Source organism: Leptospira terpstrae serovar Hualin str. LT 11-33 = ATCC 700639 (assembly GCF_000332495.1).
GTDB lineage: Bacteria > Spirochaetota > Leptospiria > Leptospirales > Leptospiraceae > Leptospira_A > Leptospira_A terpstrae.
On sequence record NZ_AOGW02000008.1, the window covers coordinates 24,480 to 51,006 of the forward strand.

A 26,527-nucleotide genomic window follows, 5' to 3' on the forward strand; every position below is an offset into this window, starting at 1 on the left:
GAAATGGTAAAAACCTATATCCTTACTTTTTTTCTGAAATTAAAATTCTTTCTTGGTGGCCCGGATAAACAAACTTAAGATTCTGTTTCGCTCCCAATCCCTTTAGAAAATCTAAACTTTTACGATTGAGTTTGCGGTCTGTTGTAAAAAAACCAGGAGTGACGTTTTCGTTCCATCCCCATCCTGTGTGGCAAGTATCCCCGAGAACCAAGTGGGCACCTTCTTTTGCAGGAATATAAAATGCTAAACTTCCTGGTGTATGCCCTGGCACAGAAAGAACATAAAAACTCTGGTCACCAAAAAAATCTAACACGGCGATTTCACTTTCACTTTTACCAAAATCGAGTTGCACTAAGTTTGGATTTTCTCCTAACAAACGATTGGTGGATCCTTGGACAAAAAGGTTGATGAATTGCCGAGTGGTAACTTCCCCTGGGCCTACATAAAAAGGAACAGACCTATCAATCTCATAAGCTCCAAGGGTATGGTCCAAATGCAAATGAGTGAAAAATACTCCCTTTAAATCTATTTTGTTTTTTATCAAATATGCTTTAGTCGTTTCATAAACTTTTAGTTTATCAAAATGCATCTGCGATTCCACAATAGAGCTGACACGACTTCCCTCCTCACCTTTAGGGAAATTTTCCCCCATACCGGAATCGATCATAAAACTTCCGTATTTAGGGTGTTTGATGACATAGAAGTAAATAGCAATTGGTTCTAGTCGGTCTTTTAAACCCGCACTTTTTGCTTTAGGATCATCCAAGTCCAAAAGTCCAGCAAGTGATGCTTCCCAATCTGCCACTTTGATTGTTTGAAATTCAACAAAAGACTTTGGTTTGGGAGATAAAGGAAGGGTTTCACTAGAACTGTTCGAAACATAAGGAGTTACCTTATGTGAGGTTACCTGACAAGATAACCCAAAAATATAAAATACTATCAATACACTTAGATTTGTTCTAAAAAACATCAATCCACCACCTGTCGTTAAAGCTAAGTCGAATGAATTCCAATTAACAGTCACGCCAAAAATAGAGAGAAGAATTTCTATTACTCACTATCAAATCTTAGGGGTTCAGATTTTAAAAGCTATATGTCTATACGACTAAAAAACCAACATGTTTCGATTGAGAAATTAACTTGCAGCCAAGGAACAGAAAATAGGAAATTATCCATTCCAGAATCAATGGATACATGTATTTTTTTAAGAATTAATACTAAAATAGGAAATAAATTATTGCATTTCGCATATTGACACAATTAGATAAATCACTCTTTAGGGCCAATCCAAGATGCGAAAATCCAATGTTCTAATATTGAATTTATTTTTTTCTATTTCTTGTTTTTATCATCCCTTATGGAAACCATATTTTTTCCCTGAAACGGATCAGTTTTCCAAACTTCAAATTCAATTTGCATCTGCGATCTTTCTCATACAACCAAGGATCTATTCTCTTTCCAAAACTTCGGGTGTCGAAGGAGAAACGATCATCATTGATGGTATCAATTTTTCCCCGCAGGCTTCAGAAAACGCAGTGAATTTTTCAGGTTCTGTCCAAGCAACCATTGAGAACGCAACCAATACAAGCTTAACAATTCGCATACCCTACGGCGCAAAATCGGGACCCATCACAATTCAAAATAGGCAAGGTTCTTCTCAAAGTTTCGATACATTTACAGTATATCGTTATTTCATTAGCTTTTCTGTGGGTGCCAATACAGAACTTTATTCTCTCAATATGAATACGGGTGCAATAGTCGCAAATTCTAGCTCACCTTATGCACTCACTAGCAATTCAGCTAGTTTTTCACCAAATGGCAAATTTGCTTATTCTGGCGGATTTGGAATTTCCTATATTTCTAGTTATGCGGTAAACCTAGAAAATGGAATTTTATCTTCTCTTAATGCCAATGCAGGAGCTACAACAATGGATCCTGTATTTTTTGCCTTTCATCCTACCAATCGATTTCTTTATGTATCTAGTTTTAGTGGTGCCAGTATTACGGCATTTTCCTTTGATCAAAACACAGGAATCCTCACAAAGATTAATGACTATAGCCAATCTTGTTTCTGTAGTTTAAACCACTTAGCAATCACTCCTGATGGAAAATTTCTCTACGTGAATGGAAATGGCGGAACAGAACCTATCATAGGTTATTCGGTAGATCAAAACACGGGTGCCTTATCGAATTTAGCTGGTTCTCCTTTTGGAACGGGAGTTCCCAATATGGAAGCACTTCTAGTTGATTCAACTTCCAACTACTTATATTCCGTTGCCAGCGCAGGTGTTATTATAGGCAGGCAAATTGATTCATTCACTGGAAACCTAACAGCCATTCCAGGAAGTCCATTTACAGGGACAACTGGAAACTTTCGCGCTGTCATGCATCCTTCAGGAAAGTATTTTTACACAGTAAATATTTTGGGTGCAACATTAGCAAAACATGATATATCAACAAACAATGGTTCCATCTCATCTGCAAATTCAATATTGAACTTTGGTTCGAATTTACAATTTGTAACTTTGGATCCAACTGGTACCTATGGTTTTGTTAGCAATATAGCTTCTAACAATTTTTATCAATTCAAAGTGGATCCAACAACGGGAGCCCCAAGCCTAATGAACTCGGGAAATCCTTATCCAGCTTCTGCCACTCCAAGTGTTCCCCAACCTTTTCGCCTGGCCCAATGATTCAAAACGGAGAGTAGTAAACTCTTTATGAAAATCATTTTGCTTTCTTTCTAAGATCGCTTGTTTATGATCTAAGCCATCTGTTTTAGGTTCCGTTCCATAGACCATCTGGATCATTTCCTTTTCAGAATTCCAAATGCTAAAAGTCAAAAAACCTTCGGAAAAATAACTGAAGTTACAAACGGTTGTTATACTAACTTATGATACCGCTACAATCATATACCTATAATTTTATCAATGACCCCATATTCCAGAGCTTCTGTTGCAGAAAACCAAGTATCACGTTCTGTATCTTCCATAATTTTTTCTAAAGGTTGTCCCGTTGCGTTTGCCATTATTTGATTTAACAAGTCTTTCTCCCTTCTTACTGATTCAGCAAAAATTCGGATATCTTCTGCAGGTCCCTTAAATTCTCCCATAACATGCGGTTGGTGTATCAAAACTTTACTATGAGGGTAGGCAAAACGATATCCTTTGGCTCCAGATAGTAGTAGGACTGCACCGAATGACATGGCCATGCCTAAACAGATTGTATGAACGGGATTATGCAAACTCTTCATTACATCCAATATCGCCAAACCTGCATAAGTAGATCCGCCAGGAGAATGAATATATAAAGTGACTGGTCTTGTGGGATCCAATGCTTCCAGATATAAGAATCGATCAATTAGATATCTTGCGGAATTATCATTAACTTCTCCCCAAAGAAAAACTTTTCTTTGTTCGAGGTATACGTTTTCTATTTGTCCATTAGAATAATATTGTGTAGCTTCCATAAAATTCCCTAAGCCGCCACCATAAAACTTGAATTGGCTTCCGGTCGAAAGGTTTCACCAATTCCGTTTCGAAGAATTCTCTTAACGCGTATATGTCTTTTTTTGATAAAAGATAAAGTTTTACCTTCTGATTTTGAAATTTCGACTAGAGAATAATTTTGGTAATAATAAAGTTCGATTAACTTTTGATCGTCGGGATCTAATTTTTTGACATTCTTAGAAATTGTTTCAAAACATTCTTTTTCCAAAAGGGAAAAATCTAACTTTTCTGAATTTTGATCGATTTGAATTGGATCTACAAAAATTAAATTCTGAGATTCTTTCTTTCTCAAGATTCTGTCTACATATTTGATCAGAGTTCTCTTGAGCAAAGAGGGAAAAGCAGCGGGAGTGGTGATTTTTTCCAGATTACGATATAAGTCCCAGAAAGATTCCTGAACTACATCCTGAGCAAGATCTTCATCTTTCAAAATCTTACAGGCAAATTGATTGGCAAAACTAGAAAATCGATTTTGTAAATCAGCCCAAGCTCGAAGATCACCAGACTTAGCTTGGTTCAAAAGTTCAATGTAGGATATGTCATTCATACTTTTCAATGTCCCTGTTTACCACAATTTAGTTCTAAAAAAAAGTATTTTCCTGGCGCTTTTTTGTCCATATGAATCAGAAATAAGGATTTCTTGACTTTTCATTGGCCTATTGGTTCTTTTCCTCCAGAATGTCTCAAATTTTTGCCTTTGTTCGTTCCCTGTTTCAAGCTCCTGCTGGTGTGGAACTCCGCTACCAAAGGTATTATGTTGCAACTAACTCCATTTATGTATTAGCAGCCCTCATTCATTTTACCTTTATTTTTTTCTTTACTTTAGTAGGTGCCTGGGAAATGGCAATTTTCAATTTCGGAAGTGTATTTTGGTTTGCCTTTACCATATGGATCAACAGGAAAAAATATCTATTCACTTCACTATATTTATGTTTTTCAGAAGTATTTTTACACGCATTAGCAGCCACGTACTTTTTTGGTTGGGGCGCCGGTTACCAATACTATATGATGCTTTTTGCCACCGGAATTTTTCTTTTACCACCTGGAAAAAACTTTCTAAAGTTTGGAAGTATTGTCATCGGATGTTTACTGTTTGCCTCCACTTATTACTATTCTATGACCAACTCACCCGTATATATTTGGAATGAGAATTTTCTTGCCTTAATCAACGTTTCCAATATTATATTTTCTACTCTCTTTCATGCAGGATTTGCATATTATTTTACACTAGCAGCTAACATAGCGGAAGATTCCTTAGAGAGAGAAAACAAAGCACAAACAGCTTTTTTCCAAAACATATCCCATGAACTGAGAACTCCGCTAACATTAATCTCTGGACCTTCGGAATCAGCTCTTCAAAGAGGAGAAGGATTATCACCATCAGAAGTAAAAGTTGTAGTCAATCAATCAAGACGCCTAACGCGTCTGGTAAATCAACTTTTAGATCTCCAAAAAATTACTTCAGGAAGAATGGAACTTAGAAAATCTAACCTTCGTTTGAATGAGTTTTTAACACAAGTTTCAGAAAATTTTACTTCCTATGTAAAACGTAAAAACATTGACTTTGAATTGATATTATGTGAAGAACCTGTATTTGTTGAAGCCGATCCAGAACAATTAGACAAATGTATTTTCAATTATCTATCAAACTCAATTAAGTTTACAGAAGCAGGTGGAAAAATTCGTTTAGAATTAAAAAAAATCGAAAACGTAGCAGTTGTTTCTGTTCGAGACACCGGAATTGGAATGGTAGAAAGTCAAATCCGTAGATTGTTTTCTAGATTTGGGATTAGCGAAGCTTCGCTGACTAGGGAACAAGAAGGAACTGGTTTGGGACTTGCTTTAGTGAAGGAATTAGTTGAATTACACGGTGGTAAGGTCGGAGTGGAAAGTGAACATGGGAAGGGTTCTCATTTTTATTTTACTTTGCCCATTTCTACAAATAACTCCAAAGAATTGGAAACAAACTCAAATTATTACCACCTATTCAAACATGAATATATTCCAGACTTAGTGAGCCATTCTAAAGTTTTTTCCGAAAAAATTGAAATCAAAAGAACCACCAAACTACTCGTAGTTGAAGATAATCCCGATTTACGATCTTATTTAGGTTCCATTTTAACTCGTGTAGGTTTTCATGTTTTAGTAGCTGCAGATGGTCAAGCAGGACTTGAGGCCGTTTACTCAGAAACACCCGATTTAGTCATCACTGACTTAATGATGCCCAAATTAAGTGGGCTCGACTTAATTCGCGAAATTCGAAAGAAAGAACATCTAAATTCACTTCCAATTATCCTCCTCACTGCCAAAGCGGACGCAGCCACTAGAAAAGAAGTACATGGAGAAGGAGCCGATATCTACCTCTCCAAACCGTTTCTTGAACCTGAACTTTTGAGTGTAATTCGAAATGCATTAAGATTAAAGGAAACAGAATTTTATCTCAAAGAAGAACTTTCGCGTGGAATTCGAATTCAGAAAAAACTTTTACCTGAATTAAACTTTGATCAAGGTTTGATTTCAGCAGAAGTTGAATTTATTCCAAGCGATGGAATTGCAGGGGATTATTACATTGTACAATCGCTAGGTGAAGGAAAAACCTTTTTGTTATTAGCTGATGTTTCTGGTCATGGTTTTTCTGCAGGAATGGTTTCCGCAATATTACATTTCGTTTTACAACTACCAAATACTCCAAAAGATAACCCCGAAGCTTGTTTAAAATGTTTGAATTCTTACTTATATGGAAACACAGCAGGTTTGTTTGTTACAGCAGTGGCAGTAGTAGTAGACTCTAACCAAAAAAAATTCACATGGTCCAAAGCCGGGCACGAAGATATTTATTTAGGAGCCAAAGAAAATTTTTCTCCCTTAATCGGGAATGGTAAACCATTGGCAATACTACCTAACTGGGAAGGAAAAAGTTATGACGTAATTTATACACCTGGTGATAAACTCTTTTTATTTTCTGATGGAATTTTTGATGTTCGCTCCAAAGACCAAACTCTATTTCGAGACTCTGGATTCTGGGAGTGGGCAAAAGATATAACCCATTGGAATGTAAAATCAGCCTTCTCAACTTTATTACAAATGGCAAGGAAACACCAGAATTCCGAAAAGTTTGAGGACGATGTCACTCTCCTTTCCATTGAATTTTTAAATTAATTTTTTTTAATACGAACCAACATACAAATTTAGGAATGAGGATAATCGTCAATGTAACGACAGAAGTTTTTTGGAGCTATAGACTATTTTGAATTATATTTACACTTCTATCGTTTCACAATAATAACCATATTAAATTTGTGCTAATCGTTTCAAGAGGGAAGATTTTTCTTTATCTTTGGTTACTAAATTCAAAGCGTTTCGAAAGTAAATTTTTGCTTTTTCTGGCTCTAGATCACAATACAATTCCCCCAAAAGGGAATAATAATATGGATTCGTTTTTAGTTCGACTCCATTTAACTCTTCCAGTGCCGCTTCTCTTCCTTTTACCTTAAATAGTACAAAGGCCCTATTTAATAAAAGTAAGGGAGAGTATTCCAACTCTAACAAGTGAGTGTAAAGTTCGTAAATGGACTCCCATTTTTTTCCAGTATCCTCTGGCCTAGTATGCCAATAAGCAATGGCTGCTTCTAAATGGTATTTTGAAAATTTTGGTTCTTTACTTGACTGGAAAAAGAAATATTCGCCCTTTTTAATGAATTCTTTATTCCATAGTTCCCTGTTCTGATCTCCATAAAGGATAATTCCCCCTTCTCCATCCAACCTTGCTTCAAATCTAGAAATATGAAAACAAAGGAGGGAAAGAAGTGCATTCACATCGGAAGTGTTAGTTTCATTATTTTCCAATAAAATAGTACAAAGACGAATGGCTTCTAGGCATAAATCTTTTCTTAGGATTCTGTCTTGGACTTGTGATAAATATCCCTCGTTAAACAGTAAATAAATGGTTCGAAGCACAGAGGACAATCTTTCTTCTAATTCACAAGGTTTTGGAAATTCTAATGAAATATTGTTTTCCCTTAGTTTATTTTTTGCTCGAAGTAGTCTTTTGTTAATTGTCTCTTTATTTGACAGAAATGCCCTTGCTATTTCTTCAATCCCAAACCCGCAAAGGATTCGTAATGATAAACCAATTTGGGATTCTAAAGGAAGGGAAGGATGAGCAATGGCAAAAATCATTCGAAGTTGGCTGTCTAGAATATTTTCATCGGAAAGATCCAGCTCTATTTCTGTTATATTTTTTTCTCTTTGATAAACGGGAAGAACCTTGTTATACAAAATAGATTCTCTATGGATAAAATTCTTAGCTTTATTTTTAGCGACTGCATACAACCAACCAATAGGATTTTCTGGGATTCCATTTAACCCCCAAGTTTGTGATGCAGTCAGAAAGGTTTCACTTGCAATATCCTCAGCAATTTCCAATTGAAAAAACCCATATTGTTTACAGAGAACAGAAATTATCTTTGTATATTCCGTTCGAAACAAATTGGGAAGTAAGTCTGAATGATTCATGAATATACAAAGAGATTCAATTAATGTTCTTTTTCCTTATGAATACCGACTACCTTTCTCACCTCCACGCTATTTCCTTCTCCCATAAGGATAGGACAATTTTGTGCAATATTGGCAGCATCTTCAAAATCATTTGCTAAAATCATAATAAAACCAGCTAAAGATTCTTTAGTTTCTACATAGGGACCATCGGTAATGATATGATCCGATTGAATGACCTTTCCTTCCGTTGATAAGGCAGTTCCTGACTTAAACTTCTTTTGTGCAACGATACTGTTTACCCATTCCTGATATTGCTGCATATAAATTTGCAATTGTTCAGGAGAAGGTTGGTTCTCCTTCGTTAGAATGTCTAAACGCATTAAAATTAAATATTCTTCCATTGTTTATCTCCTATTTTTCTCATTGAAACTTCTACGGATAAAATCTCGAACCTTTGTTTCGTATTCATATTGATTCGTTTCCCATATAGAACCGTGAGACCCTAAATCAGGGAACCAAACTTCACTTGGTCCAGGATAAAGTTTTGCCAGTGACTTCGAATGTTCATAAGATACTACAGAATCTGCCTTACTATGAATTAACAATAGAGGCACAGAACTAGCGAATGGTAAAGAATTTTCGGGACAGAGCAATGAATCAAATTTCCCTCTGCTGTTTACAAGTTCGATTAATGTGTAAACCATCCAATTGGGTAAGTTAGCAGATTCTGGAGAATCCAAAATCAATCGATTAAAACTTAGCATAGGATTTTCTAATATTAATCCTTTTACCTTTTCTAAAAAAGGAAGAGAGATTAATACAGAAGAAGCTCCCACAGAAGAACCCATCATTAGAATATTCTTATATTTTTTAGATACATACAAGTATGCAGAGATCACATCTCTAGATTCACGGTTTCCGAAACTAAGTCCTGGAACTAAACATGGTGCCTCTCCATGACAAGAAAGGTCAAAACTTAAAACATTCAATCCTTGGCTTAGATAAAACGGGATGAATCGGGTCAGCTCTCTTCGATCGGCACCTCCTCCATGGATCAGTAGGATCACTCCCTTTTCATGGATAGATCCGTTATCACTAGCTGACACAAACCAACCTGGAAGATTATATCCGTTAAGGGAAGGAACCGAAATTTCTTGAAATTCAAATTCCTTTGTTAGGCGGATGTTTCCACAAAATTTTCCCCAAACTTTTTCACCTTCGATACTACATTTCTCAAAGTTCTTACTGATCCCTTTCCAGACCGGAAACAGAATCTGGTTACTCGCCGACCAGATTGCGAAAGTAAAAGCAAATAGGAAGATAAATAGAAGGACCACAGAGAAATACCCGAGATTCCGAAGTCTCTTTTTTCCTTTGAATGGTTCGATTAAATTTTGTATTTTGGTCATGCCAATCTCCTGTCACTTATATCCAATGAAGATTGGTAAAATGGACAGGGGACTGTAAAAAAGTGAAATGATGGGGATGTTGATTCTACTGCTTATCGAATCGCCCAAGTTGCGTATTGAACTTGTTCAGATGCTGGTCCAGCGATTGAGACCAATACGAATGCTCCGTTCCCATATGCCACTCCACGATACTGGCCAGTGGAAAGGGGTGTCCTTGCCGTCCAAGTAATCCCATCAAGCGAGGTCATTGCGCGGCTGGTACCAGTAAAAGATGCTGCCATAAAAAGGCCATTGCCATATTGGACACCATACCATTCATTATTTTCCGCAGCCGATCTTGCTGTCCAATTGATGCCATCGGAAGAGGTCATCACTCGGTTTGTCCCCGATCTTGCAACGGCTACAAATGTATTTTTTCCAAAGGTTACAGCTCGCCAATCATTGGTTTGAGCAGCTGTGCGTGCTGTCCAATTGGTAGCATCCGTTGAGGTGGCTACTTGACCACCGGACGCCACAATGACAAAGACTCCATTACCATAAGCGATACCTTCGTAACCGCCTGCAGGTGGAGCCACACTGGTCCAATCGATACCATTCGTTGAGGTGGCAATGCTCGTTGCACTAATCGCTACAAAACGTCCATTCCCAAAAAGTACATTGGTCCAATTGACTGTACCACCACCTGGTAAGGAACGCATAATCCAATTGATTCCATCTGTGGAAGTCATAGCTCGGTTCGTCACTCCCGAATTTGCCAAAGCCACGAAGATGTTATTTCCGTAAGCAACACCAAGCCATTGTTCCGAGTCACCAGCCGTACGCTCTGTCCAGGTTTTTGCATCAGGGGATGTCATCACTGTGTTGGTAAGGGCAGCATCTTGGGCAACTGAGACAAATTGGTTCCCTCCAAAGGTGACGGCTACCCAAACTTTTGAGCTAGAAGCAGCTGCACTAGTAAAAGTACTTAACTCGCAGCGTTCCGGATTGGTTTCACAGGTTTGCGTCGCATAGAGTCCTAAAAGGAGTAGAGGCAATTGGTCGTCTTTTTGCTTCGAACATGAGGTAAAAATGAAACTGAAACAAGTTAAAAAGTAAATTACACATAACGGACTATTTTTTCCAAATATGCCAATCGAAACCTTCATAAACAAAAACTCCTTTATTTTTGCGGATAACACGAGCTTTACTATATATCCTAATCTCACAGCATCCTATACAAATCCCTTATAAACTCAATTCATTTCTTCGGAAAAAGTATAACAATAAAATGCGAAAGCTATAAAATTTAAATGTAGGTGTTTACCAATTCACTTCCAAAAATGATTTTTCATTTTTTAGGATTTGTTCGAAACCCAAAATCTCTTTTGAATGTTTCAGTGTGATATCGATTTCATCCCAACCGCTCCGGATCCGATTCACAGAAGCAGAATCCAAATGAAATGGAAAGCTTTGGTCTCCCGCTTGTACTTCCAAATTTTCTAAATTGATTCTGATTGGAGATCCCGATTTTTTAGAAACCCATTCATTAAGATATTGGATTTCTTCGTCTTTCAAACGAACCAGTGCTATTCCATTCTTCGCAGAATTAATCGAGAATATATCTGCGAAAGAGGGAGCCAAAATCGCTCTGAATCCGAAATCAGAAAGAGCCCAAGGCGCATGTTCTCTACTCGAGCCGCAGCCGAAATTTTTTCCAGCGATGAGCACACTTGCATTCTTAAATCCTTCTTGGTTCAAAATGAATTCTGGATTTGGAATCGTTCCTTCTAAATCTAGATATCTCCAATCATGAAATAAATGTTTTCCAAAACCCTTTTTATCGATTAATTTCATAAATTGTTTAGGAAGTATTTGGTCCGTATCAATATCTTCTCTTGGGATAGTGACTGCCACTCCCGTATGGATTGTCCAATTTCCTACGCTCATACCAATTTCCTCACATCTGTAAATTTTCCGGTCACTGCTGCAGCCGCTGCCATAGAAGGACTGACTAAATGAGTTCTCCCGCCCCTGCCTTGTCTACCTTCGAAGTTACGGTTAGAAGTAGACGCACATCTTTCTCCTGGTTTTAATACGTCATCGTTCATCGCAAGACAAAGCGAACAACCAGGCTCTCTCCATTCAAATCCAGCTTCTATAAAAATTTGATCCAAACCTTCTCGTTCTGCCTGACGTTTTACAGAGCCTGAACCTGGAACGACCAAAGCTTGCACATTCGGATGGACTTTTTTTCCTTTGGCAACTTCTGCTGCAGATCTTAAGTCTTCTATCCTTGCATTCGTACAAGAGCCGATGAATACCTTATCAATTCTAATTTCTGAAATGGGTGTTCCTGGTTTTAAACCCATATATGCAAGTGCGTTCTCGGCAGTTTCTTTTGCTCTGGCGTCTAAGATTTTTTTTGGATTCGGAACAATACCGTCTATAGGCAAAGACTGAGAAGGATTGGTTCCCCAGGTAACTTGGGGTTCTATATTAGAAATATCTAATTCAATCATCTCATCAAAAACTGCATCGTCATCTGTGAAGAAAGTTTTCCAATATTCTATCGCTTTTTGAAAACTTTCTCCTTTAGGGATAAGCTTTCTATCTTTCAGATAATCAAATGTGATCTGGTCAGGTGCGATGAGACTTGCCCTTGCACCCGCTTCGATACTCATATTACAAAGAGTCATTCGACCTTCCATAGAAAGAGAATGAATCCAATCCCCTGAATATTCCATGGTGAATCCTCTGCCTCCAGAGGTTCCAATCTTTGTTATGAGTTCTAAGACTACATCTTTTGCAGTGATTCCAAATCCAGGTTTACCAACAAAACGAACGAGCATTGATTTTGTTTTGGCCTGCTTAAGAGTTTGTGTTGCAAGAACATGTTCCACTTCACTAGTTCCGATTCCAAAAGCCAATGCCCCAAAGGCTCCATGTGTTGCTGTATGAGAATCTCCACATACGATCACAGATCCAGGAATCGTAAATCCTAACTCAGGTCCTAATACATGGACAATCCCTTGTTCGGGATCTTCGGGACCAAATAAACGGATTCCGAAATCATTGCAGTTTTTCTCCATGGTATCGATCTGCAATCGGGAGATCGGTCCTGCTGCATTTCTGTTTTTACGATCTCTTGTGGAAACATTATGATCCACCACTCCGAAGGTGAGGTCCGTCCTTCTTACATCTTTATTTTTCGTTCTTAATCCTTCGAAGGCTTGGGCAGAAGTCACTTCATGAAGGATATGCCGGTCCACATATAAAATCGTTTCAGAGTCTGAATTCTCTAAGATCCTATGACTTTCCCAAATTTTGTCGTATAGAGTTTGTCCCATTTTTCCCTCTTAGTAAATAAGATATCAAATAAACTGATATAATGCAAATAAATTGGTTTTATAAAATATATAACTAAAAGTTATATGTACGAATGGAATTCAGACAGATCGTTTATTTTCTTGCAATCTCAGAATCAGGAACATTCCAAAAAGCAGCATCGCAGTTGGGATTAACTCAACCTGCACTCTCAAAACAAATTTTTCTTTTGGAAAAGGAACTAGGGGTCAGTGTTTTGGAAAGAGGGGGAAGGTCGGTTCGACTCACTCATGAAGGGGAAAGATTCTATCAGTATTCGATTAGAATGAAAGAATTATGGGAAGAAATACAAAACGGCTTTTCTAATGATAACGAACTAAAAGGTAACTTTTCTATTTCTGCGGGAGGGACAGTCTCAGCCTGGGTCTTACCTCAAATTTTAAAAGAAATCTTAAAAAAAAGGCCAGGACTTTCTCTTTCTGTAAGAGAAGGAGATGCTAAAGAGACTAAGGATGCCGTATTAAAAGGAGAAGTTGATCTTGGGATTTTAACTGGTCCCATATCTGAGCCTAGTCTCAATGTTTTAGAATTTTTATCCGATAGAATCTTTCCTGTTGCTGCTAAAGACCATCCCATTTTTCTTAAAAAGAAAATTAGAATCGATGATCTAAAAAAACAAACCTTTGTATTTTTCCATCCAGGTTCTGCTCTTAGAAAAGCTGTGGAAAAGAAAATAAAATCTTTTCCAAAAGAATTTGGATCTAAGATCGCTATGGAACTAAGAAGTGTAGAATCCGTAATCAAATCATTGGAAGCGGGACTGGGAATTGGTTTTTTATCTGAATATTCTATAAGTCCAAAACTTAAAAAAATAAAATTCGAAGACTGGAATACAGAAAGGAAATTTTTCCTCTGTTATCGCAAAAAATCAGGGCCTGCACTTGCGCTACTCGCGGAAGAAATTTTAAGATCCACAGAGAAATGGAGATCAGAAAAGGAAGCTACTTAAAGTTAACAGAACTAAGTTTCATCACTTTCAATGAAAGGATGAAACTTAGAACCGGAATATCTTAAAACTGAATGTTCATTTGTTTTATTCGATATTATTTTAATTAAATAAGAGTTACAACAATATATGAAAATTTCCCAAACAAGTTTAGATAATAAATTTTCAAAAACGTAACTATTGTTCAACGCAGATCAATTGTTGGTTACTTAAATTGCAAGCTTCAGGAGTCCAACCTGCCGTAATGTCAGAAATTGCAGTTGAATTTCCTTGGCCCATAACTCCGGTAAATGAGCCAGAATTACTTCTCCATAAATCACAGGTATTACTTGTGTTTGTTGTCCAATTTGTATTCAAACCAGTCCAATACTTTGAATTGACTGAAAATCTCAGTGACAATGTAGAAACGAATAAACCCGCAGAATTCGTCGTACCGATAACGCCCTCTGTTTGATGATAGGTTCGATTCGGTGCAAAAACCCAATCAGTTTGTCCATCACCAACGTTTGCGCCAATAGAAGCAGTTCTGGTCACCCCATCAACTACCATAGCTTTATAATTACCGGTACCAGGATAATTCCCATCGGAACTACAAGACGTATCAAAATTTTTTGCACTTCCTGGGTTAGGAGGATAACCAGAGTTTGTAAGGAACAAAAAACATGGATCACAAGTTGGGGCACAGCTAACGGAAACCGTATTGATATTTGCATTTTTTACGATACCGTCTCCATTTGTTATATTACAGAATAAACCGGAAGGTTGATTCTGAACTTTTACCGAATAAGAAGATCCACTAGTAATTATGTTCAAAAAATAAAAATCACTGCTACCTTTTTCAACAGGTAATGTGACTATTCCATTAAGAGAAAGTATTAATCCTGAATTGTTTAACCCCGATACAGATCCAGAAATTGTATATGGTATAATTGTTGATATATAGTCTTTACCACAAAGAGGAGAGCTATCTTTTCCAATTATTTTTAATACTTGAACTTCCTTAAATACCTCTGAGCGTGAATCGCATACATTGTTAATTTCTAATGGTTGGCAATATGTTAACATTAGATTTAATAAGAAAAAAGTTGAGAATAGATATATAAGTCGTTGGTTATTTGGATTCATGGTGAAGCATAGTTAGGATTATTTTTTAATTCTCAATAGTAAGCAATAATTTATTGTACTTTATATTTTATTTACGAGCCTATCTTTATTCGAATATAATCACGATAAACCAAATTCTCCTTCGGTTCAAAAATTAAAACGATAGTTTGCACCAACTTGAACGTAAGTAAGCACCGTCTTCGAATCTAATAACATAGGGATTAATATCTGAGGAGCATAAACTTTCGCTAAGATTTGTGACGGATCCGAATTGCCTCCGCCATCATTTTCGGTGATATAACCCGACTGCAATTTGTTATTCAGTGTCATGTTGCTTGCTTCCACAAACAAACTTAAGTCACCTTTGATTTTGCTGGAAAATTTTACATTCACTTCGGTTCCCGTGGCTTTCCATTGGTAGTCTAGGCCAAATTGATTGAATTTAAAAGGAGTGGCATCCAATCGGAACTCGTTACTTCGAAACGAAGACGGGCCCTTCATATCTAAATGTAAAATCTGTCCTTGTAAGGTGAACCGATCCAAAAATTTCCATTCATACCCGATACCAATACTATAACCTTTTAATGAATTGTCAGTCTCCCGGTAACTCACTCGGTTAGGATTCATTCCGGTGGCGGTAATCCCTCCGACACTATCGACTTCTTGTGTTGTCTTTGTCCAAATTCTCTCCACCCCTGCCAAAATTTGAAGATCTAAAACTGGATGTGGATAAGGAGTAAAACCAACTCTGGAAGAAAATTTTTGAAACTTTGTTTCGCCGTTTCCAAGAAGAACATTAGTAGTACTGTCAGTACTGGTAGATGAGCCACCCCCACTTCCGTAAGAAAGAGTTTGTAAGCCACCGACATCGAAATTTCCCTTCGCTTCCGTTCCTCGGATCTCAAAGGTAAACCTGTCCCAGGCATAAAACAAACGCGCTGTCCCACTTTGATTTTTAGTTTTGTAAGGAGTGGATTGTAACTCAACTTGTCCGCCGCTCCCAAAAATAAGACCAGCCAACTGAATGGTTTGAAAGAAAGGACGAAGCTCCGATTGGCTTTCACCACTTCCGACACCGAAAGAACCTTCTAAATAATGACGTTTTGCATTAGAAAGTTGTTCCTCTCTAATTTTTTGTTTTCCTTCCTTGGCTTTAAGATCCTCCGCTTCTTGTTTTTGTTTTTCTGCGAGTTCTTTTTCTTCTTTGATTTTCTTTTCTTTTTCGGAAATTTGAGGTTCTTTTTTAAGAGTGGAGGATTCCGATTTTTTCCCAAAGGAAACTTTTTGGATCACTGACTTCGAAAACACTTTTGTGTTACCGTCTGCAAGTTTGACAGTCACAGAATCTTTGTCTTGGGCTAAAACGGAACCTTCCCATTTTTCTCCGGACTTGAGGAGAATCGTTTCACTACGAAGAGATAAGTTTGCAAAAAAAAGCGCCGCGAACCATAAGGGAATCATTATTTTCATATTTTTAGCCAATTCATAACTGGTATCGGAGAATCTTAACACAACACTTAAATTCCGCAAATCGATTAAACAATTTAAAGATCGAATTGGAAAGAAAAAGACCTTTCCCGCGAGACAGAATGATTCTAAGAAATGAAAGTTTCATTTGAAAAAAAAATTCTAAGAAGCAAACATTAACATTGAGAATCAAGAGTAAATCAGACGAATGGATTCTTCAACCGGGGATTGTGCTGAGAAGATCGCAACTTCAGTCAGTATTTACAAAGTGCTTGCGAGAAACTATCCTAACCATGAAATCAGCGAATGCGCCGAAAACTCTGGATTTTCGTATTGATTCTAAGTGTTCTCTTTTCATTGGTAGCAGAAGTCATTGCAGGGCTTGGCGGATTTGCCAGTGCCTTTTCTTCTATAGAACTGGGATCGGGAACACTGCCAGCAGCACGAGTGGGAGGAGCATTCCTACTGACAATCGTTCTAGTATTCTTTTTTCTGATCGTGCTATCGTTTATGTCCTTAATCACTACCACGGGAATACTGGGACTAATCAAAGGTTTATTTCTGGGAGTGACCTTAGGTCTGTTAGTTGACTATCTAGTCGTAAGAGAAAAAATCGAACCAGGAAGTCCTGCGATTATACGCCGCTGGGCAGGTCGCGGTGCTGCATTTATGTTTGTGTTTGTGCTCTGGGTTGGGATACTAAATCCGTTACTTTCTCAACTGGGAACGAATCCAATCGAAGTCTTCAGTGCAAAAGATATAGTTGGAATTTTTTCTACCACAGGAATTTTTGTTTGCGTCTTTTTTGCCTTCATCGGTGTCATTCGGTATTACTGGACGCGGGGAAAGAAGGACAACGACTGAAAAATTTACTTTCAATGGTTTATAACGGTCAGGGCTTGGATCTCACGTTACTCCTTTGGAATAGTACCGTTGCCATAGTAGCTGTATTTCTCGCATGCTACCTGGCAAGTTTTCGCCAAACAATTCTTTTTATGCTCGTGATGGCCTTTATGCTGTTAGCTGGCATTCAATTCGTTAACAAATTACAACATGATTTAATTGAAATCATGGGTTTTATCAAGCTCGTGTTGCTTTTGCCCCTTGGCTTGGGAGCCGTGCTTACTTTTGCTATTTTATCCGAGGATAAACAGAAAAGGTACCTACTTCCGATGACTCGTTATATCAACTTTGCAGTGATAGCTAATATTTTTGTTATGGTTTTCGCTCCTGATGGTGACACCTATCGCGGACTCCTAAGTCGCTTAGTTTGTATTGCTCTCCTCGTCTGGTTGCTTCAGGAAATGGCTAAAGTTCGCTTCCAGACCACACAGTTTGAACGCGGATTTTTCATCTTTAGGTCCTCACCATTACATTGGGTCTATTGCCACGCGGCTTATCGAATTGCACTCCTGTCGCTACCAAGCTTTGATAGCCTACAATACTTGCTTTTGGAACCTTTGAGTCTTTTCATCATGTCAGTCCTTTATCACGTGGACAAAAAGAAATTCCCTCTCCACTACTATTTTGGTTTTGCTGACACTATCGTTGTCACAACTCTGACGTTACTTACACGTTTTCCAATTCTTTCACCTCTCAATCTAAAAGGTCCCTATGTAATCAGTCTGTCGCAAAATCATTTGGATCTGGTATTTATGCCCATCCAAATGATTGTTATAGGATTTGCTCTACGGGCAATTTTTAAAAATCATAACCAAAAAACTACATTACAAATCTCAATCAATTAACATATCAACCAGAGCAAAAATAATATGTATTGGAACAAATTGCAATATTTGGCGTGGAGGGAGTACAAGCCTGTGTTGATGTATTCGTAATACGAAACAAAAGTGTGTGTGCACCCGATGCCACAGTGAAAGTCGAACTTCTTCCGTTAGGTGTTACAGTGGCCCACACAACTCCGTCCCACAATATATCATAAGTTCTATTGGTATTGGAAGTATTAAGAAAATAAACAGTACCAGTGGAATTTGTTTGGCATGAAGGTATTGATTGCACAAGAGCAATCAAGGTTTTGCGTAATTCTGCATCCTCTTCCGCTTTTTTTTGGTCAGCCGCGGTATTCAGATTACAACTCAGAAATGTAAGAACCATTCCATATAACAAATATTTGCATTTCATAATCAATTCGACGTAATTACTTCAAAAGACAATTCAAAATACATATATTTTTATAAAAATATTTTATTCGAAGAATCACTCGGCCAAACACAATCATAACTTAAACTCATTATCAGAATCATTCTAAACATTCAAAAAAAACAACGGACCATTTTACAACAGACAATCACCACCAAACTATCGATAACTGCACAGAAGATCATTTGCATAATCCCTTTTTTAGGAAAAAGTTTCTAACATATATATCTCCACTCCCTTCAGAATCTTTTTCCAAGCACCTCTCAAATTATTTGTATAAACCGGAATAGATAGGTTTTTAAAATTGAATTCCTTTCAAAAACTATAGAACAAATAAAAATTAAATTGAGCTGAAGATTTCATACTCCACCCAGAATCAGTAGTGAAAATCAATTGGTCCCCGATCTCTCGTTAGCAAATAAAAAAACTCCCCCTCCATATAACCATGCGATTAAACTTTTTCAATTCAGAAATCAAAATAGACAATCATTTATCGTTTGTTTTTGATTGAGCTATTGAGATTTTTGGATTCAGTCTTATTAGTTTCCATTATGGAAATCAGATTGCAAAAACACAATTTGCAAATTTCAATAATGCCAACCGACGTATTTTGATTCAATAAGTTTGGAGATATAAAATGAAAAAATCAATCGTGGATGAGATTTTAATCTCCAGAGAGATGAAAAACGAGAAAACTGTAGCAATTGTTAGATTTGTGATCTTTTCTATCGCATCTCTCCTCGATTATTTATCTTATTTCCAAGTGATCAACTATACGATTGTCACACCAACTTTCATCACTCTCTTGTTGGATACAGTATTTTTGGTATTTGCAGGAATTGTGCTTCTTTTCCTAAACCATTATCCTTATAAACCATATTTGAAATTTTTTACTATCACGTTAGATTATATCATTATTGGACTTATGATTTATTTTGATCCAACAGTTCAAAAAGGCAGTGGTGTTATCTATTTTATCGCTATGATTAGCGCCATATTCATTTACCAATTCAACCTACTAAGACATTCAAAAATAGGCACGATTTACGGAGCTTTTTTAGCATTTGTTTTTCTTCTCGTGATTTCAATTGGATTAGGCGAAGGATATCCTATCGATTTTATTCCCATGATCATTGGATTGGGGATGATCCTTGCCATTGGTTATGTAACAACAGTTTCCAATATTGAAATGGTGAAAGAGGCAAATGCAAAGCAGATGATGGAAAGATATCTTCCCTCTCAGCTAGTGAGTGAATTTTACAAAAACAAAGCACAGCTTGAACCTGGTGGCGAAAACAAAGAGGTAACGATTCTTTTTTCCGACATCAGATCATTTACCAAATTCTCAGAACAACGATCTGCAGAAGAAGTCGTCTTTTTTTTGAATGATTATTTATCTCGAATGACTGATGTAATATTTCGATTCAACGGTACAATTGATAAGTTTATCGGTGATGCTATCATGACCATATTCGGTGCTCCATTCAAACAAGTTGATGACGCACTCCGTGCAGTTAAATCCGCTGTTGCAATGATATATGAACTAGAAAAGTTAAACCAAAAAATGGTGAATCCACAAGACAAATTACAAGTGGGAATCGGAATTCATACAGGTGAAGCCATTGTTGGAAATATTGGCTCAGACAGAAGGTTGGATTATACAGTAATCGGTGACAATGTAAACTTGGCGTCTAGAATCGAAGGATTAACGAAACATTACAATTGCTCGATCTTAATATCTGAGACAACTTACAAACAAATAGAAGGTAAATATTCCTTAGATGATGGTTTTGAAATTCGAGAAATTGATAGAGTCATCGTCAAAGGTAAATCAAATCCAATCACTGTGTATGAAGTTGTTTGTTTAGATATTTAAAACGGTATCGTAAATAAAATCAAAAGCCTAAATATGTTCCTTGAGAGAGATCAAATAATCGAATCGCTAACTTTCAAAAAACAGATTCCAAGAATTTAATAAATTTCTATTCAAATCGAATGAATTATATCAGGACAACGATCCCACACTCTAACTAAAGACAAAAACTTAAATTTCTTTGATGTATAAATTACTTGCGTGCTTCACCAATCCAAATTTATTTTTGGGATTGAAATCTAATATGTATTTAACAGATTACAATATGGCATTGGTTAAAGTAAAAAATGCTATTATTGCTAAAAATCAAAAGAAAAGATGAATTGTAGGATTTTCAATATCAATTCTTGGTGAGTGGTTTTATTTTATTGAACCACAGTTGACAATTGTCAGTTACTATTTTCCATCTATTGGTAGTAACTTTTATTGAAAGTGGCTATACTTTTATATTTTTTCTTACTCCTGATTCCCGTCCCAGGACGACATGCCTCCTTTCCTCTGTTAGAATTAAAAATGATTGAAATAGGATTTTTAAATGAAATATAGAAATAAATTAGCTTCTACAATTATGTCGATATCTTTGCTCGCAGTAATTTCCCTAGGTGTATATTGCTCATCGGGCGTCGTTCGCAATCGATTTGAAATCGAAGAATCTTGCCCTGAAGATAAAATCAAAGTGAAGTCTTTAGGTGGCGGTGCTTTTTTGGTGGAAGGATGTGGCAAAAAACAATCCTATGTTTGTTTGGAAGCACAGTGGAATACGGTTTGCAAAAAAGACTAAATTAAGTTGGAAACAATTGAAAGTAAGGAAAAAATCTTAGCTTCTAACTTATTCGATTAAACTTTGAATACTCAGTTAAATCCTCTCTTTGGAATCCGAATAATCATTCGAAAGAGTTTTTTTTGCCTACGTTTTGGTTTGCAAATGATAATGAAAAGTTGGTTTATTTCGATAGTATAGTGAGAAAACACCCTATCATTAGTTAATAATCAACAATCAAAAGTAGAATTTAACGCAGTAATTTCATAACTTTTTCGATACCGTCCCTATTAATTAAATCAGAAAACCATCTAACCTTTTATCTATTTGAAACTCAAATTTTCGTTTTTTTCTAGCTGGTTGTGGAACATTTTGAATTCTTCAATTGTCAATTTTGTGTCAAGCCTAAAGAATTTACGGAATGCATTCGATTCCTCAAATCCAGTATACAACACAGTTTCCACTGGACCCAGATCGGAATGGATAAGTAAACGTTTGATCTGCAAGATGGTTCGCTCAAAAACTAATGGTTAAAATTTCTTACCAAAGTATTTTAAGCAAAAAATTTCTAATCGATCTTTTGAGTGTTTCCTACTCTATGAATAGCATAGATTTTCTTTTTTCCATCTAATAATATTAATCAATCAAATTTATGATTTCGGAATTAAACGAATTGATTTGGTAAACCATTGTTTAATTTTCAATCCATTTATCCCTCAGATTCTTCAGGAATTATCATCGTATTATTCATTTTACCTTTCGTGAGTATCGATTAACATTTAATTAAATATTATATAAACATATATTACTATTATTACTTAAGGATTAACACCTGCTGTTACAATATCAGTTGGAAAATTAGTTGAACCGACAGTGCCATTCGGAATTAAACTTCCATCATTTTGGTTGATTAAATAGATTCCCACGTTATTTGCTTGAAAATTTGTTATGTACAAAAACCTACCTTGGGTATCCGTTGCAATTCCCATTGGCCGGGTTAACGCGCCAGTACTAGTCGTAAACGGTAATAAGGAATATAAATCTCCATTCACAGGATTTGTTCCGAACTTAGCTACAGTTTCCGAGTCCGTGTTAGTCCCATAAACAAACCTTCCCGTTGGATCGCCGACAATCGAATTCAAACCGACTCCAGTTGTGGGGCTAGGTAGATAATAGGTATTCAAAATACCGGAACTAGTATCGATTTGAAAAATCGATACGTTATTGTCTAAGCTATTTACAGTATATATGCTTTTGCCTGTGGCACTGTTTACAAATTCATTAGGTTTATATACAGTTGAAATCGATTGTATAGGATTACCATTCAATAATCCCGAAATTGGATCAACCCGATAAGTATCAATCATATTTCCATTTGAATTAATACTGTACAAATAATTTCCAAATGGTTCTACTTCGATTTTTGATTTAAGACCAGTATAGCTCATAGGTAAAGAATCAATTAAATTTAGATCCCCGCTGGAAAGATCTACGGAAAAAGTGGTAATGCTAAAGTCATTCCTTAAGTATAATAATTCTTTTGTCGGATGGTAAGCAATGCTAATCGGAGTCCCACCACTTGGTAAAGATCCCACTAAAGTTAAATTTCCATTTGTTGGATTGATTGATAACTGAGTAATCGTGTTAGTAGAAAAACTGGTGATTGTTAAATATTTTTGATTGGGACTAATTTCCATTTCGGTTACACCTCCAGCAATATTTGCTCCAGCATTTAGTGCACCTGATGTTTGATTGATTGTATAGGAATTTATAGGACCTAACTCTGATCCAACAAATACAAATTTGGAAGCAAACAATGACTTTATCACAAGTGGAATCGTTGTTTGTTTACTGCGGCTTTTTGCAAAAATAAAATATTTTGTAGAATTCATTCCTACAATTGGAATTCCCGAAATCGCGCAAGTTGATTCATTCAAATTTACGCCTTGTGGCAATGCAGGAGTAGATTCACAATGTTCGATGGGCTCTGAAGTATATGGGTTTAAATTAACAATAGGTTCTCCTTGTCTAAAAACAAGAAAATCAGTTCCATAATCCACACGCAAAGGATTCAATCCGGAGAATATTGGGCATAAGTAAGTCTCGTCGGTAGAACCAAACTCCAACAAGGCGGAAAGTAGAAAACTTTCACTTTTCGGGTCACATGGACCATTCAATTTGGTCGGTGCACATTGATGATTTAAAAACCACAAAAAGAAACTAAAAAATAATTTTACAACATAGAATTGATTTTTCATTTAGAATACCATAGAATTTTATTCTAAACAAAAAATTAGTGTTCGTCGTCCTGGGACGGGAATTCGGATTGATTAGCATAACAATTTCAATCATTCAAGTAGGTTAAATTTCAAACAAAAATCTTAGATTTCCCATAGTGCATTCAACCGCATTTGATTAAGTATCCGGAAAAGAATGTGAGCGATATTGAATTCAAAGTTGGCTACAAATCACTTTCCTTATTTTATGATGCATTCAAAAAAAACTAAAAATAACAGCGTCCGAATTTAGACAAAAGGCCTACTGATATTATATTAGAGTTCAAATTTCCAATTCCCTTTGTAGTAAAATTTACTAACTCCCGTTACTCATTGTTTCAATTTGATTCATTTATTCAGAATTAACGGTGCACTTAGCTCCTGATTCCCGTCCCAGGACGACAATCCCACTCAAATGACTTACTATGGTTTAGAAACGAAATATAACTATTTCATTTGGTTTGGGAGAGTATCTAATGAGTCAGTCAAAGTTTACACTATATCGTGTGTTCAAATTTCAAATAAAGGAAACGATAGGTCAGACGTTTTCTAATTCTTTATGCTATCTTATTCTTTTTATCTTTCTATTTTCCTTAAATTGTTCGGAAAAAAAACCTGATTCCGATCCTTCGGCTACAATTGGTCTATTAGGAATAAACGCTGGAACACAAACGGACCAAGGATCAAACGACGGGAAACCAGGAGAAGTCTTGCCACCCATCCCGCCAGTTGTGGGTCCGCCTGCCGCACCAGGCCAACCATTAAATGCTCCCGTCTTAAATAACCCGCAAAACCAAGTGACCGAAGCACCACTTGCACAAGACCAGTATAAAATCTATGGGAAAATATTAGTGAATAACATTAGTTTCCAACAACCTGTACACAACCAAACAACGATTACCGCTTATATGGGAAGAAGGAATTTGAAATTAGAACCAGATGGAACAGTTGTCAATGCCTTGGAATTTCGAACATTAACACCAGGGAATCCCAATCCAGATGGAAACCTTTGGTTTAGTTTTCTCCATCGTTCCAATGAAAAATATAGACTATTACTTGTTGCAAGAAATGAATTTGGTTCTTCCTCCAAAGAGATTAATTTTTTTCACAACCGAGACTGTATTGGAGCTCCTTTGGCACCAGCTACCGTTGGAGACTGTAACGACCATTGTATGGGAGCATCTTTGGTGGGAGCTCAGATGGAATTTCATGCCAAATACAGACACCCTGGTGACATTGGTCACCTTTGGCTTGATATTTCAGGTTACTCTCCAAGGGGAGGAGCGCCTATTTTAGAATCAAACGTCACAACATACGATTTCGACCCTGCACAACCCCCTCTTCCTCCAGGATTTCAATCCGTAACAACAACGATGTTTGAGCATGGAAAACATCATATGTGTGTGGAGTTACAAAGTTTTATTTTTTTTGAAGATGGAAACGGATTCCACCAAAATCTATTGGTTGATAAAATGAGGTTGGAATAAGAAAACGAAAGTTAACAAAGCACTTTAAAATTAAATTTCGTATAGAATCGAAAGTAGAATCCAATTATACCTGGGGTATATTTGGGTTCTACTTTTCTATGAAAGATATTTCGCTAGCCCTTACTTCCCTTGTTCAGAAAAAAAAGTTTTTTCTTGGCTCCAGATTCCCGTCCCCGGAAGACAACTAAGCCAAAATGAATTAGTATAGTATTGATTTAGAATATAGATATTCCATTTTGTTAAGGAGTTTCTCTTATGTTTCAGTCAAGAAATATATTGTATAAGGATTTAAATATTCAAAAAAAGAAAACTATGGATAAGATGTTTTACCAATCATTCCTTTATCTACTTCTTTTTACCTCACTACTATTAGTGAATTGTTCAGAGAAAAAATCGGATTCTGATCCTTCTGCAATGATTGGTCTATTGGGACTGAACTCTGGAACACAATCGGACCAAGGACCAAATGATGGGAAACTAGAACCTGTTTTGCCACCCATACCGCCAGTTGTGGGTCAACCTGCTGCTCCAGGACAACCGTTAAATGCACCTGTCTTAAATAACCCACAAAACCAAGTGTCCGATGCACCGCTTGCACAAGACCAGTACGGAATCTATGGGAAAATACTTGTGAATAACATTAGTTTCCAACAACCCGTACACAACCAAACAACGATTACAGCTTATTTGGGAAGAAGGAATTTGAAATTAGAACCAGATGGAACAGTTGTCAATGCCTTGGAATTTCGAACACTGACTCCGGGAAATCCGAATCCAGACGGGAACCTTTGGTTTAGTTTTCTCCATCGTTCCAATGAAAAATATAGACTATTACTCGTTGCAAGAAATGAATTTGGCTCTTCCTCCAAAGAAATCAATTTTTCTCACAATCGCGACTGCATTGGAGCGCCTCTGGCACCAGCTACCGTTGGAGACTGTAATGACCATTGTATGGAAGCATCTATTGTAGGAGGTCAGATGGAATTTAGAGCCAAATACAAACATCCTGGTGACATCGAGAACCTTGCATTGGAAATCTATGCTGTGTCAGTAACAGCAGCACCTCTTGGATCTAATGGCACATACTATCAATTCAACCCTACCCAACCTCCCCTTCCTCCAGGATTTCAAACCGTAACAATGACTATATCAGAGTATGGAAAAAATCATATGTGTATGGAGTTACAAAGTTTTGTTAGTTTTGAAGATGGAATAGGATTCCATGATTTTTCTATTTTTCATAGAATGAGGTTGGAATAAAAAAATCAGAAGTTGATCCGAACAGGTGAAAATTAATTTTTAAAATATAAACCAACCGTAGGTAGGATTCAAATAATACATCGGTATATTTGGATTCTATCAACCCTCCAGAATCAAATTCTAAATGATTCATAAGTTCAGAAAAGTCCTACTTAAACTCCGATATACCACTCTGAATTCGATCCATCGAACCCTAAATCAAAATACTCTACCATACTTTGTTTCATAATTTCTGAAAACTAAATTCAAAAATACTTAGGACGAAACAAAGTTTGTAAAATAGATCCTTATTTTGGAGAATTGAATTGAATTATATTTAATATTAAAATGGTTGATGCTGATTCATTTTTTGCAAAAAACCATCCGCATTTCCTAAATTTTACAAATCTGAAACTAAGGCTTGCAAGACGAAAAGA

General features: G+C 36.6%; 22 protein-coding genes and 1 pseudogene. 10 read left to right on the forward strand and 13 right to left on the reverse strand.

What is annotated here, in order from left to right; genetic code table 11:
• Positions 1-22 precede the first annotated feature (22 nt).
• Positions 23-970 (reverse strand): MBL fold metallo-hydrolase, encoded by a 948-nt coding sequence (locus LEP1GSC203_RS05630; RefSeq protein ID WP_002973091.1) that lies wholly within the window; start codon positions 968-970, stop codon positions 23-25.
• A 322-nt stretch (positions 971-1,292) separates the two neighbouring features.
• On the opposite strand from LEP1GSC203_RS05630, the gene LEP1GSC203_RS05635 reads away from it, so the two are divergent.
• The gene (locus LEP1GSC203_RS05635; RefSeq protein ID WP_002973010.1) at positions 1,293-2,693 is read left to right on the forward strand and encodes a beta-propeller fold lactonase family protein; all 1,401 of its coding nucleotides are present in this window, start codon (positions 1,293-1,295) and stop codon (positions 2,691-2,693) included.
• Positions 2,694-2,908: 215 nt separating this feature from the next.
• Here the strand turns inward: LEP1GSC203_RS05635 and LEP1GSC203_RS05640 are convergent, their stop codons facing one another.
• Positions 2,909-3,469 (reverse strand): ClpP family protease, encoded by a 561-nt coding sequence (locus LEP1GSC203_RS05640; protein WP_002973131.1) that lies wholly within the window; start codon positions 3,467-3,469, stop codon positions 2,909-2,911.
• An 8-nt stretch (positions 3,470-3,477) separates the two neighbouring features.
• Complete coding sequence (locus tag LEP1GSC203_RS05645) at positions 3,478-4,056, reverse strand: RNA polymerase sigma factor (RefSeq protein ID WP_002973194.1); 579 nt, start codon at positions 4,054-4,056, stop codon at positions 3,478-3,480.
• A gap of 131 nt (positions 4,057-4,187) precedes the next feature.
• Between LEP1GSC203_RS05645 and LEP1GSC203_RS05650 the strand changes: the two genes are divergently transcribed.
• Entirely contained in the window at positions 4,188-6,668 is a 2,481-nt protein-coding gene (locus LEP1GSC203_RS05650; RefSeq protein ID WP_002973042.1) for a SpoIIE family protein phosphatase, read from the forward strand.
• A gap of 132 nt (positions 6,669-6,800) precedes the next feature.
• On the opposite strand, the gene LEP1GSC203_RS05655 is transcribed toward LEP1GSC203_RS05650, so the two are convergent.
• From LEP1GSC203_RS05655 to leuC, 6 genes are all read right to left on the reverse strand, one after another.
• Entirely contained in the window at positions 6,801-8,024 is a 1,224-nt protein-coding gene (locus LEP1GSC203_RS05655) for an RNA polymerase sigma factor (RefSeq protein WP_002973149.1), read from the reverse strand.
• Positions 8,025-8,044: 20 nt separating this feature from the next.
• Positions 8,045-8,407 (reverse strand): YciI family protein, encoded by a 363-nt coding sequence (locus tag LEP1GSC203_RS05660; RefSeq protein WP_002973126.1) that lies wholly within the window; start codon positions 8,405-8,407, stop codon positions 8,045-8,047.
• A gap of 3 nt (positions 8,408-8,410) precedes the next feature.
• Positions 8,411-9,415 (reverse strand): alpha/beta hydrolase, encoded by a 1,005-nt coding sequence (locus LEP1GSC203_RS05665; protein ID WP_002973181.1) that lies wholly within the window; start codon positions 9,413-9,415, stop codon positions 8,411-8,413.
• 92 nt (positions 9,416-9,507) lie between these two features.
• Positions 9,508-10,449, reverse strand: a complete 942-nt coding sequence (locus tag LEP1GSC203_RS05670) for a hypothetical protein (RefSeq protein WP_156808565.1) — start codon at positions 10,447-10,449, stop codon at positions 9,508-9,510.
• Between the two features lie 265 nt (positions 10,450-10,714).
• Entirely contained in the window at positions 10,715-11,341 is a 627-nt protein-coding gene (gene leuD, locus LEP1GSC203_RS05675) for a 3-isopropylmalate dehydratase small subunit (RefSeq protein ID WP_002972972.1), read from the reverse strand.
• Positions 11,338-12,741: a 3-isopropylmalate dehydratase large subunit gene (gene leuC / locus LEP1GSC203_RS05680; protein ID WP_002973113.1), complete on the reverse strand. Its 1,404-nt coding sequence runs from the start codon at positions 12,739-12,741 to the stop codon at positions 11,338-11,340. Before leuC ends, leuD begins: the two co-directional genes overlap by 4 nt.
• A 92-nt stretch (positions 12,742-12,833) precedes the next feature.
• On the opposite strand from leuC, the gene LEP1GSC203_RS05685 reads away from it, so the two are divergent.
• A complete protein-coding gene (locus tag LEP1GSC203_RS05685; RefSeq protein WP_002973086.1) occupies positions 12,834-13,727 on the forward strand; it encodes a LysR family transcriptional regulator in 894 nt (297 codons plus the stop codon).
• A 174-nt stretch (positions 13,728-13,901) separates the two neighbouring features.
• Here LEP1GSC203_RS05685 and LEP1GSC203_RS05690 read toward each other — a convergent pair whose 3' ends face one another.
• Positions 13,902-14,849, reverse strand: coding sequence for a DUF1554 domain-containing protein (locus tag LEP1GSC203_RS05690; RefSeq protein ID WP_002973107.1), 948 nt, complete (start codon positions 14,847-14,849; stop codon positions 13,902-13,904).
• A gap of 126 nt (positions 14,850-14,975) precedes the next feature.
• The gene (locus LEP1GSC203_RS05695) at positions 14,976-16,298 is read right to left on the reverse strand and encodes an LA_0442/LA_0875 N-terminal domain-containing protein (RefSeq protein WP_002972958.1); all 1,323 of its coding nucleotides are present in this window, start codon (positions 16,296-16,298) and stop codon (positions 14,976-14,978) included.
• 303 nt (positions 16,299-16,601) lie between these two features.
• Between LEP1GSC203_RS05695 and LEP1GSC203_RS05700 the strand changes: the two genes are divergently transcribed.
• Both LEP1GSC203_RS05700 and LEP1GSC203_RS05705 read left to right on the forward strand, forming a co-directional pair.
• The gene (locus LEP1GSC203_RS05700) at positions 16,602-17,159 is read left to right on the forward strand and encodes a hypothetical protein (RefSeq protein ID WP_039937331.1); all 558 of its coding nucleotides are present in this window, start codon (positions 16,602-16,604) and stop codon (positions 17,157-17,159) included.
• Positions 17,160-17,173: 14 nt separating this feature from the next.
• Positions 17,174-18,043, forward strand: a complete 870-nt coding sequence (locus tag LEP1GSC203_RS05705) for a hypothetical protein (RefSeq protein ID WP_002973007.1) — start codon at positions 17,174-17,176, stop codon at positions 18,041-18,043.
• Positions 18,044-18,047: 4 nt separating this feature from the next.
• Here LEP1GSC203_RS05705 and LEP1GSC203_RS05710 read toward each other — a convergent pair whose 3' ends face one another.
• Positions 18,048-18,437, reverse strand: a complete 390-nt coding sequence (locus tag LEP1GSC203_RS05710; RefSeq protein WP_156808566.1) for a hypothetical protein — start codon at positions 18,435-18,437, stop codon at positions 18,048-18,050.
• 655 nt (positions 18,438-19,092) lie between these two features.
• On the opposite strand from LEP1GSC203_RS05710, the gene LEP1GSC203_RS05715 reads away from it, so the two are divergent.
• Positions 19,093-20,331 carry an adenylate/guanylate cyclase domain-containing protein gene (locus tag LEP1GSC203_RS05715; RefSeq protein ID WP_002972985.1) on the forward strand — a complete coding sequence of 413 codons (1,239 nt, stop codon included), beginning with the start codon at positions 19,093-19,095 and terminating at the stop codon, positions 20,329-20,331.
• 532 nt (positions 20,332-20,863) lie between these two features.
• Complete coding sequence (locus LEP1GSC203_RS05720; RefSeq protein ID WP_002973108.1) at positions 20,864-21,109, forward strand: hypothetical protein; 246 nt, start codon at positions 20,864-20,866, stop codon at positions 21,107-21,109.
• Positions 21,110-21,906: 797 nt separating this feature from the next.
• Here LEP1GSC203_RS05720 and LEP1GSC203_RS05730 read toward each other — a convergent pair.
• Entirely contained in the window at positions 21,907-23,346 is a 1,440-nt protein-coding gene (locus tag LEP1GSC203_RS05730; RefSeq protein WP_002973172.1) for a lactonase family protein, read from the reverse strand.
• 153 nt (positions 23,347-23,499) lie between these two features.
• Between LEP1GSC203_RS05730 and LEP1GSC203_RS19960 the strand changes: the two are divergent.
• The 3 genes and pseudogenes from LEP1GSC203_RS19960 to LEP1GSC203_RS05740 all read left to right on the forward strand — a co-directional run.
• A pseudogene (locus tag LEP1GSC203_RS19960) lies at positions 23,500-23,633 on the forward strand (helix-turn-helix domain-containing protein); the annotation flags it as partial.
• A gap of 207 nt (positions 23,634-23,840) precedes the next feature.
• Positions 23,841-24,851 carry a hypothetical protein gene (locus tag LEP1GSC203_RS05735; protein ID WP_002973122.1) on the forward strand — a complete coding sequence of 337 codons (1,011 nt, stop codon included), beginning with the start codon at positions 23,841-23,843 and terminating at the stop codon, positions 24,849-24,851.
• Positions 24,852-25,106: 255 nt separating this feature from the next.
• Positions 25,107-26,111, forward strand: a complete 1,005-nt coding sequence (locus LEP1GSC203_RS05740; RefSeq protein WP_002973151.1) for a hypothetical protein — start codon at positions 25,107-25,109, stop codon at positions 26,109-26,111.
• The last annotated feature ends 416 nt before the right edge of the window (positions 26,112-26,527 follow it).

Coding starts and splice junctions, on each gene's coding strand:
- LEP1GSC203_RS05630 (WP_002973091.1), bottom strand. CDS start 970: ATGTTTTTTAGAACAAATCTAAGTGTATTGATAGTATTTTATATTTTT.
- LEP1GSC203_RS05635 (WP_002973010.1), top strand. CDS start 1,293: ATGCGAAAATCCAATGTTCTAATATTGAATTTATTTTTTTCTATTTCT.
- LEP1GSC203_RS05640 (WP_002973131.1), bottom strand. CDS start 3,469: ATGGAAGCTACACAATATTATTCTAATGGACAAATAGAAAACGTATAC.
- LEP1GSC203_RS05645 (WP_002973194.1), bottom strand. CDS start 4,056: ATGAATGACATATCCTACATTGAACTTTTGAACCAAGCTAAGTCTGGT.
- LEP1GSC203_RS05650 (WP_002973042.1), top strand. CDS start 4,188: ATGTCTCAAATTTTTGCCTTTGTTCGTTCCCTGTTTCAAGCTCCTGCT.
- LEP1GSC203_RS05655 (WP_002973149.1), bottom strand. CDS start 8,024: ATGAATCATTCAGACTTACTTCCCAATTTGTTTCGAACGGAATATACA.
- LEP1GSC203_RS05660 (WP_002973126.1), bottom strand. CDS start 8,407: ATGGAAGAATATTTAATTTTAATGCGTTTAGACATTCTAACGAAGGAG.
- LEP1GSC203_RS05665 (WP_002973181.1), bottom strand. CDS start 9,415: ATGACCAAAATACAAAATTTAATCGAACCATTCAAAGGAAAAAAGAGA.
- leuD (WP_002972972.1), bottom strand. CDS start 11,341: ATGAGCGTAGGAAATTGGACAATCCATACGGGAGTGGCAGTCACTATC.
- leuC (WP_002973113.1), bottom strand. CDS start 12,741: ATGGGACAAACTCTATACGACAAAATTTGGGAAAGTCATAGGATCTTA.
- LEP1GSC203_RS05685 (WP_002973086.1), top strand. CDS start 12,834: ATGGAATTCAGACAGATCGTTTATTTTCTTGCAATCTCAGAATCAGGA.
- LEP1GSC203_RS05690 (WP_002973107.1), bottom strand. CDS start 14,849: ATGAATCCAAATAACCAACGACTTATATATCTATTCTCAACTTTTTTC.
- LEP1GSC203_RS05695 (WP_002972958.1), bottom strand. CDS start 16,298: ATGAAAATAATGATTCCCTTATGGTTCGCGGCGCTTTTTTTTGCAAAC.
- LEP1GSC203_RS05700 (WP_039937331.1), top strand. CDS start 16,602: ATGCGCCGAAAACTCTGGATTTTCGTATTGATTCTAAGTGTTCTCTTT.
- LEP1GSC203_RS05705 (WP_002973007.1), top strand. CDS start 17,174: ATGGTTTATAACGGTCAGGGCTTGGATCTCACGTTACTCCTTTGGAAT.
- LEP1GSC203_RS05710 (WP_156808566.1), bottom strand. CDS start 18,437: ATGAAATGCAAATATTTGTTATATGGAATGGTTCTTACATTTCTGAGT.
- LEP1GSC203_RS05715 (WP_002972985.1), top strand. CDS start 19,093: ATGAAAAAATCAATCGTGGATGAGATTTTAATCTCCAGAGAGATGAAA.
- LEP1GSC203_RS05720 (WP_002973108.1), top strand. CDS start 20,864: ATGAAATATAGAAATAAATTAGCTTCTACAATTATGTCGATATCTTTG.
- LEP1GSC203_RS05730 (WP_002973172.1), bottom strand. CDS start 23,346: ATGAAAAATCAATTCTATGTTGTAAAATTATTTTTTAGTTTCTTTTTG.
- LEP1GSC203_RS05735 (WP_002973122.1), top strand. CDS start 23,841: ATGAGTCAGTCAAAGTTTACACTATATCGTGTGTTCAAATTTCAAATA.
- LEP1GSC203_RS05740 (WP_002973151.1), top strand. CDS start 25,107: ATGTTTCAGTCAAGAAATATATTGTATAAGGATTTAAATATTCAAAAA.